Raw genomic sequence first — 11,805 nt, forward strand, 5'->3', positions numbered from 1 at the left:
CAATGGGGATTGGGGAAGGTAGGGTTCCCTCTGGGGATAAGAGGTAATGGGGACTGGGTGGAAGTAATACCAATTTGAAAAAAGAATCGGACAAATAAACCCTTTGTAGAGACGCGATTCATCGCGTCTTTACCCAAGGATGTGTCACTATCCCATACCCAATGCCCAAATTGGTATTAGTTAGTAGATGCTAATAAGTTCGCTGTTACAATCTCCTTCAAACTCACTGAGGATAGAAGTTCTTCCCATTGTTTGCGGAGAGTTGCATTGTTAGGTTGAGTGGTGTATACCGATGCAAGTGTTGCCACACAGTCATACCAAACACCGTTTTTACCCAAAATAGTAGCCCGCTTCAAAGCATCTTGCTCTTGGATTGCTGTTGCCAACTCAGCGCTGGGCTGGATACGCTGAATCCAACCATCGACGTAGGGCGTACTCGGACTGAGTTGACCATCTACTTTCAGGGCTAGAAACCATTGATAGTTTTTACCAACGGCTAAAGCGGGTGCATTAGCTGGTAATTTGATCGCGATTACCCCAGTTTTTCCTGCAACTGAAATGTTCATCTGATGTTGCATATTGCCAGCTTCATCTTTGAGGCTGAACACTGCTTCTTCGGCATTGGAAGCTGGGAGATACACCAAGATTGTGGGACGTTCAGATACCGTTGTGCCATAGAAATTTTGGGGCAAGAGGGCGATTAGCGCTGCTGGTTGCGTTGTACTTGTAATCGATGGATTCAAGTAGTAAGTACCAACGCGAGAAGCACCCGCACTTGCTTGTTGGGGAGCGCCTTTACCAGGGGCAGGTGTAAAGAGGTTGCCGCGAGAAGCTCCTCCAGTTGCCTGTCTGGGCGTACCTTTGCCAGAGGCAGGTGTAAAGAGGTTGCCACGAGAAGCTCCCCCAGTTGCCTGTCTGGGCGCACCTTTCCCGGCAGCAGGTGTAAAGAGGTTGCCGCGAGAAGCTCCTCCAGTTGCTTGTCTGGGCGCACCTTTGCCGACAGCAGGGGTAAATATACTACCGCGAGAAGCTCCTCCAGTTGATTGTCTGGGAGAGCTACTGTTGGGGGGTGGGGTAAATGTAACAGCGTGGGCAGTAGTCCATGTACTGCTAGCGATCAGAGCGATGACGCTCAATGTACTAGCTATATACCGACGTTTCATGATTTTTTCCTTATGTCATTGAAATGTGATACAAACAAAATACGTTTCTTTCGACTATGTTCAGAAGCTCAGATAATAAGTCTAAGTAAGAGTAAAATCAGGGAACTTCTACTAGCAGTATAGGCGAGCTTCAGATGAAGTGCTGTAAAAAATAGCCTAAATTATTTGCAATTGACTCCGTTGTATTACTTAGCTAAATCCAGTTGCCGATCAAAACAAAGCCAGACCAAAAGAACGGTTCGTGGAAATCAGTTTGGTGAATTAGGCTAATTTGTGCTTGTCTTAGTGCTTCAGCTTTAGTGATTTTGGGTTGTCGGAGTTGGTCATAAAAGCGAGTCATGAGCATCGCGGCTGCCCGATCTTTGACGGGCCATAGGGTGGCGATAGTTGAGCGAGCGCCGGATTTGACAGCCAAGCCCGCTAGTCCCAGGACGGCGCGATCGTCGCCTGCGGCAGTATCGCAGGCACTTAGTACCAGCAACTCGATGGCTTTTGATGGATCGCTACCGCGATTTTTCAGGAGTTCAGATAATTCTTTAACATTGACTTGTCCATCCCAAGTAAGCAAGAAGGTGTCTTCGAGGCGGGAACTAAACTGTCCGTGGGTTGCTAAGTGGACAATACCTGCACTACTGGATTTCACCTGTTTAGCAAGGGCAAGACTTGTGAATTTCTGGTTCAGCAACACAGAGGACGACACGGACTTGGAGATTTGTTTCACTTCTGATTCTACGGCGGGCAAAGCACTAAAGCCAGCGCGAGATTGGCTAATGCCACCGACGATCGCACTGATGTGGTTTTGCGATCGCGTCGCCATTAGTTGCAATCCTGGTGAGAGTGCCACAGCATACTTCTCAATCAGATATTGCTTACCATCAAAAAGAGCTGCTATGGGAATGTTCCGCAATCGACCATCCAAAACAAACACCAATGTCTTGGTATCAATAAATGCTTGCTCTGCTGACTCTGGACGAATCAACCAACCATAAATTTGTTGAGATAATCGATCTCGGTCTTTAGAATCCGAGACAGGGTTAAGCGCAACCAAAAAATTGTCTAGAGTCTGCTCAATTTCAGCTTGCGATTTATGAGTGACATAGGAACGGAGTGGTTGCCCTGCTTTGGAGAGAATTACTGTTAAACGATCTGGCAAGATGATTGGATAAATGACGGTTGCAGTGGGATCGACCCGATCGATCTGTTGAGTTTTATCTAAACAGGCTTCTCGAAAAAAGTTATCGAGTTCCGCAATTTGCAGTGCCTCGATCAATTCACGAGCTTGGATTAGTTCTGCTTGACTCGGTTCATTCTCTAGAAGTAAATCAACCAGTTCTCGGTAGACAGGCTCCACACTGGTGCGAAAAGAGAACTGGACATCAGGGTTGATAGCCACCAAATCTCCCCGCAGTGCCTTTAAAGCGTTGACTGCTTCTGTATAGGCACTAATCGCTTTTGAACGATCGCCTTGTTGTTTATACAACTGTCCCACCTGCCAAGCAGATTGAGCAATGATATCGTTAGCTTGGAGTTGGCGAGCAATGTTGAGGGATTTCTGAGTTAACTCCTGTGCTTCAGATAACTGCTGTGTACGCTGATAGAGTTTTCCCCACTGATTTAGTGCATGAGCTTCGGCTTGAGTATCCTGGATTTGCTGTGCAGATTTCACTGTGACTGCCATCAGTTGCGCCAAATCCTTCAGCGGTAGGATTTGGTCAGAATTTGACTGGTGGTTGAGAGTGGCAACAAAATTGATCGCTGCGTAGAGTGAGGTGTGACTGGGGTTCAGTTCCCGAAGTTCTTGGAGTAGTTGAGGTGCGAGTGGGTTAGCAAACTCCAGTTTGTCGTAATTGAGGAAAAGTTTGAACTGAGCTAAACGCGCTTGTAATCGATCGCTTGGGTTAGTTGTTAAGAGTTGGGCCTGTTCAAAGTAATTTAATGCTGATTCTGGATCTTCCAAGTCAACGGCAGTTTGGCCGAGGCTTATCAGAATAGAACTTAACTGGGGTTGGGCTGAAATTTGGCGAGCGATCGCTAAACTTTGCTCTAAAATCTGTTGACTTTTTCCAGAGTCGCCAATTATTTGCAAGGCTAAACCAAGCGATCGCAGTCCACTGACTTTGATTTCTGAATCTGGCATTGCTCCCAGCTTTTGAGTCAGTACCTCTAACTGTTGTTTAGAACGGCGGTAAAATCCTAAAGTTTGTAAAGCTTGTGCCTGGTTGATTTGACTACCCAGACTTCCCATTGTGTCGCCTGCTTGCTCATAAAATTTTTGAGCTTTTTGCCAACTTTCGAGGGCGGTTTCGGCTTTGCCAGTATGCAATTGCAAATTTGCTTGCGTATTGAGTGCTTGTGCCCAGAGAATTGCATCAGCAGAGGGAGTGGAGGTTTGCAATAGTTTCAAACTTTGCTCAATAGACTGTTGGGCTGCTTGCCATTGATTAAGCTCCTGTTGTGTCAGTGACAGGTAACTTAAACTTAGAGCTTCGTTCAGGCGATCGCCTTGGGTATGATACTGTTGTGCTGCCGTTTGCCAAATCGTTACTGCTTCTGCAAAGCGTCCTGAATGGTAAAGGTTTCGTCCTTGTTCTAGCCAATTGGTCGGTTGAGAAGTCGATGCTGACACATTCAGAGTAGAAGTTGTTGGTACTGGCAAAGACGCTCTAGTAGGTGTAATGGTTATTGCCAAACACAAGCTCAAAATACTCAGACTGATATATAGCCAACGAAGTTGTTTAATTTGGAAACCCATAAGTAATTATCACTACAACAGTTTATTTGTCTGTATACTATATCACTTTGAAATTTAATCAACTTGGTTATAAGATTCCTGAGCAAATTAACTCTTGGGAACTGCATCACAAGTTAAGTGGGGCTGTATATTTGCGGTAGATTGGGTTGCAATTAATTCGATTTTGCCGTTAGCATTGCGCTGCCAAGAAGTGGCTTCAACGAGGACTTTTGGGGATACAGGCATCTGCGTAGTTACCCGATCTGTATCTGTTTTTCGGTAAGCAGACAAATCTCGCAAATCGTCCCAAGTGCGTAGGCTAGCTACTTGCTGATTGGGATTTTGCGGCACACCACCCCGACCCGTTGCAACAAATTTACTGCTTTCATTGGCAGAACAACCTGTAGCAATTTGCTGCGATGGATTGGTTACATTTGCTGGTAGTTCGACTAAGCCGGAATTTGGATCGATACCGATAGTATTAACTTGAACAGTGCCACTCACTCCAAATTGGGAACTGGCGGTGATGTCGCTTTCTGGGGTGAGTTGGGGACGGAATTTCAGCCCAAAGATGCCTTGAGTGGTGATTTGAATATTTCCACCGCTTCCGAGTACTGCATTGGCAACGATATCGCTATCTTCGTCAGGAAGGGCAATAATAGCTCCAGCAGTAATATCAATGTTACCTCCGGTAGAAGTACCAGTGGCATTAGTTGTAATATTACTGCCACGACGTAACAGCAAAACATCATTTGCTTGGAGGTGAATGTTACCTTGACTACCTCCTTTGACTTCCGATCGCAGACTGGCTTTATTGTCGAGGAAAATATTATTGGCTGTAATATTCAAATTACCTGCATCTCCGCCTCCTATATTGCTCACGGTCACTTCCGCGCTATTACGTATTTTGACTGTATCAGATATAATTTTTATCGTTCCGGCGTTAAAATTAGTTGTCGAAGATGCTGCGATCGCACTGGGTACAATTTGACCGTTAGTTAAAGGTTGAGACATACCCTGGATATCAATGTTTTTAACCTGTAAGTTAATATTCCCCGCATTTGCCTGACCCTGGCTGGAAGAGGTGATCTGTCCTCCATTAAAAAGCCGTAGGTTGTCAGCAGTTAAGGCGATATTTCCACCTGAACCTACTGAATTATCACTCACGGAAACAGTAATGCCACCAGGTAATTTGTTGATAACATCAATTACTGGATCGCTAACTGCTACCTCTTGCGCGTGAATGGTGATATTTCCCGCTTTCCCTTTTCCTGATAAAGTACTGCGGATAGACCCGCCATTAAAGAGATGCAAACGTCCAACATCGATTGAGATATTTCCCGCGTCTCCTTCTGTTTGACCAATTCTCGTACCCACTCCAGACAGTAGTAGAGAGGGTGTGTATCCTGAGATATCAAGGCTCTCAGTTGCTCGGATTGAGATATTTCCAGCCTTGCCCGTGGGAGGAGAGATACCGTTAAAGGGTATCAAAGATGTACTGACGATTCCACCATCTTGCAGCCGCATTCGATTTGTTTCGATGGAAATATTTCCACTCTCATTGTTCTTGCCACCAAAGAGAGTGGTGGTAATCGAGGTGGGGATTTGAATAAATGGATTAGAACCTACCACCTCTACATCTGAAGCCCGAACAGTTACATCTCCCGATCGAGAATTGTTGCCATTAGAAGAGGACTGAAGCCAAGCTCCATTTGCTAACTTTAAGCGTCCTGTCTCTACTGTTACATCTCCAGCTCGTCCAGTTGCTGGAGGCCCAAAAAAGATACCTAAAGAAGTTCCAATGCCAGGATTAATTTGTCCTGGGAGAGAAACACCCAGCAGATCGACAAAGTCTGTGGTGTTGACAGTAATTCCCTTACCTTGCCCAGCAAAGGTAGTAGAACTAATATTCGACCCATCCTGCACCGTCAACCCACGTCCACGGATGTTAATTGCACCCCCGTTAATTCCACTTGCATCAACCAATGAAGCTTGTTGTAACGTAATTGTGCCCCAATTTGTCATAGCCACAGGACTCGTCAGTTGCCATTGAGCTTGATTTTCTATTTGAATCCCAGCATTCTGCACAGCCCATAGTTCGATATGCCCATTTGGTGCCGTCAGTTTTGCCCCTGTCATGTCGATTTGACTACCAACTAATGCTAGTGTTTGTCCGGTTTTAACTCGCAAGTCTGCCCCTTGAACTTGTATCGCTCCAGCATTTGCCCCAAGTTGCAAACCCACAGGTACACTTATAGTCAGCAAAGGAGTACCCGAAGCATTTACAGCACTAAATTCTGTCCCATCGGCAAAGTTAATACTATTCGCCGTCGTCCCCACAAAGGAGCCACCAATATTCAAGCGGGCATTTGCCCCAAACACAATCCCCGCAGGATTAATCAAAAACAAACTTACCGGGTTACTACTATTAAGCGTGCTAATTAACCCATCAATATTGGAAACATTTCCACCTGTAACCCGACTGAATATAGTTGTAATATTTGGTGTGTTAATTAAATCAAATCTGGCTGAACCACCTGTAGGTACAGAGAAATTACTGAAGCTATGAAATAAATTATTACCTTTTTCAATTCCGTTAAGAATATTAAAATTATTACCACTTGGATTGACAATGGTGTTAGTTGTGCCATCGGATGTCACTTGAGCGATCGCACTGTTACACCCCAGGAAGATTACCCCCAATGGTAGCAGTATCTTACAAATTCGATTACTGACACCGAACCTAGTAGAAATTAATTTCATCACGGAATTTCCAATTGTACCTAATTAACTAGGGTTCCCAAAATGGTGTCATCATATATAAAATTTAGTCACTTTTGGAATTGAGCGGCGATCGCGTTTCACCAATTTAATTTGGCACAGCCATACAAGTGAGCGACGGCTGTATATTGCCAACAGAAGGAGCGGCAATTAATTCAATTTTGCCGTCAGCGCGGCGATGCCAAGTTATAGCTTGAACTAGAATATGTGGAGATGGGGGTATTTGAGCGGTGACATTGCTACTTTTGCGGTAAGCAGATAAATCTCGTATATCATCCCAGGTTCGTAGGCGTAGCCCGTCGTAGACATCACTCGTCACCTGATTAGGATTTTGTGGTACACCACCTCGTCCCGTTGCCACAAAGCGACTGCCTTCACTGTCCGCACAGCCTGTAGCAATTTGCTGGGATGGATCGGTCACATTTACTGGTAGTTCGACTAAACCCGAATTTGGATCGATACCAATAGTATTAACTTGAACCGTGCCACTTACCCCAAATTGGGAACTGGCAGTAATGTCACTATCAGGAGTGAGTTGGTTGCGGAACTTCAGCCCAAAGATGCCTTGAGTGGTGATTTGGATGTTACCACCTCTGCCTTGTACTGCATTGGCAATAATGTCGCTGTTTTTTAAGCCGATGATGATGGGTGCATTAATGTTTATATTACCTCCATCACCATTACCGCCTGCTGTTGCTGCGATCGCGCTATTGTGATGCAGTAGCAATAAGTTCCCAACTTGTAAAGCGATATTACCTCCATTACCTGATTCTGTTTGTGCCTGAATACTTCCTTGACGGTCTAATCGGATGGTATTGGCTGCGATCTTGAGACTGCCACCATTGCCGCTACCTTGACTAGTGACACCGACTGTCCCGCCATCTGTCAGCGTTAGGCTCGGCGTGTTAATGCTCACATTACCTGCATTTGCCGTGAGTTTATCCGGTAGATGGAATCTCTGCCGGAGTAGTAGAGGTAGTAGAATGCTAGATGAGTTGATACTGCTGTTATTGCTTCGACTGCGACCGCTAATCTCGATCGATTCCGTGGCGTTAATGCTTATATCTCCCCCATTACCGGCAAAAAATGTAGTTGTCCCAATTGCTCCCCCATCCAGAATTTGCAATTTGGCGGTATCTAGGGTCAAAGTTTTGGCGTTTCCGGTCGCAAAAGTGATTGAGCTAATGTTGCTATATACTCCATCGGGGCCTTCTCCCATGACAGTGGTGTGATTGGTGCGAATCGTCACTTTACCACTGGAGCCACTGCCAAATGTAGCTGAAATCAGCGATCCACCATTTGACACCAGTAAACTATTGGCATTGACGGAGATATCGCCAGCGTTCCCAGAACCATAGCCAGAAGTAGAAAGGCTACTAACCTTTGGATTGATTGGTGACAAGCCAGACAGTTTAATCGCTGTTGCATCAACGTGGATATTGCCACTGGAAGCCACTCCAACTGAAATGCTATTCAACCCCCCTCCCTGCTGGAGGGTAAACTGGGGAGTAATTACACTGATGTTCCCACTAGCTGCGATACCCACAACTTCAGTACGCACCCCACTGCGAATTGTGCTATCAGCTGTTGTGCCAATCAAATCAATCGCCTCTGTAGCCTGAAGGCGAATGTCGCCGCCGGGGAGATTGCCTAAATTTCGCGCCAGCACCAGAGAGCCATCGGTGAATTGAATGTGTCGCCCCCGAATTTGAACGGAACCTGCATTCACCCCGCTTATATCTAATAGCGATCGCCCTGTAAGCTGAATATCACCAAACTTTTGCCCATCTTCATATCCCAAAGTATATCCCTGTGCAGTTGGGAGCAAACTAACCAATCCTGAACCACTCACACTGCCTAATTCTACTTGCCCTTGCTTGGCGGTCAGAGTTGCCCCATTCAGATTCAGATTGCCACCTACCAAAGCTAGGGTTTTTCCCGGCTGTACCCGCAATTCTGTCGCACTCGGATTTTGAGTCACAAGAGGCAGCCCACCGATATTAGTCAAGCGGTGTCCTGTACCTTGAACAGTGATTGATGCGGGATTATTACCCATTTGCAGTCCAATAGGAACATTGATACTTAATAAGGGGTTAGCTTGGGGATTAATAGCGTTAAATTCAGCACCATCACTAAATTTAATGCTCTGGGCAGTTGTCCCAATAAAGGAGCCGCCAATATTAAGTTGGGCATTTGCACCGAAAATTATCCCACTGGGATTAAGCAAAAATAAATTAGCGCTACCATTGGCTTTAATCAAACCATCAATGTTGGAAACACTCCCACCAGTGACGCGACTGAAGATATTTTGCACATCTGCGGCGTTGTTGAAGATTGCTGTGTTACCTGTGGGTATAGAGAAATTACTGAAACTGTGAAATAAATTCTTACCTTTTTGTATACCGTTAAGAATATTAAAATTATTACCACTTTGGTTGACAACGGTATTGGTAGTACCATCGGATGTCACCTGAGCGATCGCCCTTAGCATCATCCCTGGAGTTAATAACCCACTTGTCAATATAAATACAAAGGGTACGGCTTTCATTATTAAAGACTTCTTTTACTGATTTAAAATTAGAGTTCCCTAAATGATATGATTGATAACATCATTAACTTCTCGGAATCGCAGCACAGGTTAATGCTGGTTGCACCTGAGTAGCAGATTTATCTGCAAATATCTCGATTTTGCCATCAGCATTACGTCCCCAACCTGTAGCCTGGACAAGAACTGCATCTTTTGTGGGTATTTGGGCTATCACTTCGCTTCTTTTGCGGTATGCAGAGAGATCGCGAACATCATTCCAGGTTCGTAGGCCTAGCCCGTCGTAGACATCACTCGTCACCTGATTGGGATTTTGTGGCACACCACCCCGTCCCGTTGCCACAAAGCGGCTGCCTTCACTGCCTGCGCAGCCTGTAGCAATTTGCTGGGATGAATCGGTGACATTTGCAGGCAGTTCGACTAAACCCGAATTTGGATCGATACCGATAGTATTAACTTGAACCGTGCCACTTACCCCAAATTGGGAACTGGCAGTAATGTCACTATCAGAAGTGAGTTGGTTGCGGAACTTCAGCCCAAAGATGCCTTGAGTGGTGATTTGGATATTACCACCTCTGCCTCGTACTGCATTGGCAATAATGTCGCTGTTTTTCAAGCCGATGATGATAGGTGCATTGATATTTATATTACCTCCATTACCTGAACCGCCAGCTGTTGAGGTTATCTGGCTATTGTCTTGTAGAAGCAACAGGTTTTTAGCGGACAATTTAATATTGCCACCATTACCGGATTCTGTTTGTGCTTGAATAAACCCTTGATTCTTTAATTTGATGGCATCTGCACTGATATTAATATTGCCACTATTTCCACTGCCTTGACTGGTGACACTGACTGTCCCGCCATTCGTCAGCGTTAAGTTCGGTGTGGTAATGCTCAAAGTACCGGCATTCGCTGTTAATATATCTGGTAGACCAAATCGTTTCCGCAATGACGGATCGGGTCGGATGGTGGAGGCGTTAATGCTGCTATTAGTTGCCCGACCTTCACCACTGATGACGATCGCTTCAGTAGCATTGATCCTCAAATCTCCCCCATTACCTGCAAAAAATGAGGTAGTGGCAACTGCCCCCCCATCCAAAATTTGCAATTTCGCAGTATTCAGGGTCAATGTTTTGGCACTTCCGGTTGCAAATGTAGTTGAGCTAATGTTGCTGTAAAGTCCAGAAGGACTTTCTCCCATCACCGTGGTATTGTTATTGCGAATCGTCACTTTACCGCTAGAACCACTGCCAAAGGTAGCCGAAGATAGTGAGGCACCGCTTGATACTAGTAGACTATTACCATTGACGAAAACATCACCAGCATTCCCAGTGCTTAGTGTAGTAGTGTTTAGCGTGGTGACGTTAGCAGGATTATTGGGTGAAAAGCCAGACAGTTCAATGGCGGTTGCATCAATGTAAATATTGCCACTGGGAGCTGCTCCAAGAGTTGTGCTATTCAACCCCGCTCCCGACTTGATAGTGAAGTTGGGAGTAATAACGCTGATATTCCCGCTAGCTCCCATACCCAAAGCATCACTACGCACTCCGCTCTGAATTGTGCCATCGGCTGTTTTGGCAATTAGATTAATGGACTCTGTAGCCTGAAGGCGAATGTCACCACCGGGGAGATTGCCAAAATTTTGCGCCAGTACCAGAGAGCCATCGGTGAATTGAATTTGCCTACCCTGAATTTGAACGGAACCTGCATTCACGCCGCTGATATCTAATAGCGATCGCTGTGCCAGTTGAATATCGCCAAAGCTTTGTACATTCCCATATCCCAGTGTATAGCCCTGTGTGGTTGGTATCAGGTTTACCAATGCTGTACCGCTTACACTACCCAATTCAACTCGTCCTCTTTCAGCGATTAGGTTTGCCCCATTTAGATGTATGTCGCCACCCACAAAGGCTAGGGTGTTTCCCGGCTGTACCCGCAGTTTTGTAGAACTGGGAATCTGAGTCGGGGGAAGCAGAGTCAGTCCACTGATATTCCTCAAAGTATGTCCTGTACCTTGAATGTTTATGGGTGCGGGATTGTTACCCAGTTGCAAGCCAATGGGAACATTGATACTCAACAATGGGGCAGATTCAGAATTAATTGCGCTAAACTCAGCACCATCGGCAAATTTAATACTGCTGGCAGTGGTACCAATAAACGAACCCCCAATGTTTAGTTGGGCATTAGCTCCAAAGATGATCCCACTAGGGTTGATCAAGAACAGACTAACGGGGTTGTTGCCGTTAATCGTCTGAATCAAGCCATCAATGTTAGAAATACTACCGCCAGTAACACGGCTGAAGATGGTAGAAATGTTGGGCGTGTTTACTAAATCAAAAGTAGCCGAACCGCCAGTGGGAACCGAAAACTGCTGAAAACTGTGAAATAAGTTACTGTTGGCGGCACTACCATTAGTAATGGTGAAGTTATTACCGCTTTGGGAAACAGTAGTATTAAGGGTGCCATCAGGAGTTAGCTGGGCACTCACAGAGGTACACCAAAGGAGCATCCCACCTGTCAGCATTATATCGATCAAACCCCAGCAAACAGAGAGTGCTTTCATCGCTCACTTTCTATTAATAATA

At 45.5% G+C, this 11,805-nt stretch carries 5 protein-coding genes; all 5 read right to left on the bottom strand.

Annotation, left to right across the window (positions count from 1 at the left end; translation table 11 throughout):
* Positions 1-176: 176 nt before the first annotated feature.
* The 5 genes from NSTCB13_RS08525 to NSTCB13_RS08545 all read right to left on the bottom strand — a co-directional run bounded on the left by NSTCB13_RS08525 (position 177) and on the right by NSTCB13_RS08545 (position 11,783).
* Positions 177-1,163 carry a DUF928 domain-containing protein gene (locus tag NSTCB13_RS08525; protein ID WP_448271988.1) on the bottom strand — a complete coding sequence of 329 codons (987 nt, stop codon included), beginning with the start codon at positions 1,161-1,163 and terminating at the stop codon, positions 177-179.
* A 193-nt stretch (positions 1,164-1,356) separates the two neighbouring features.
* Positions 1,357-3,915 (bottom strand): CHAT domain-containing protein, encoded by a 2,559-nt coding sequence (locus tag NSTCB13_RS08530; protein WP_448271990.1) that lies wholly within the window; start codon positions 3,913-3,915, stop codon positions 1,357-1,359.
* 87 nt (positions 3,916-4,002) lie between these two features.
* Positions 4,003-6,657, bottom strand: a complete 2,655-nt coding sequence (locus tag NSTCB13_RS08535; protein WP_448271991.1) for a two-partner secretion domain-containing protein — start codon at positions 6,655-6,657, stop codon at positions 4,003-4,005.
* A gap of 106 nt (positions 6,658-6,763) precedes the next feature.
* Positions 6,764-9,223, bottom strand: coding sequence for a two-partner secretion domain-containing protein (locus tag NSTCB13_RS08540; RefSeq protein ID WP_448271992.1), 2,460 nt, complete (start codon positions 9,221-9,223; stop codon positions 6,764-6,766).
* A gap of 64 nt (positions 9,224-9,287) precedes the next feature.
* Positions 9,288-11,783, bottom strand: coding sequence for a two-partner secretion domain-containing protein (locus tag NSTCB13_RS08545; RefSeq protein WP_448271993.1), 2,496 nt, complete (start codon positions 11,781-11,783; stop codon positions 9,288-9,290).
* Between the last annotated feature and the right edge of the window lie 22 nt (positions 11,784-11,805).

Source organism: Nostoc sp. DSM 114160 (genome assembly GCF_053470305.1).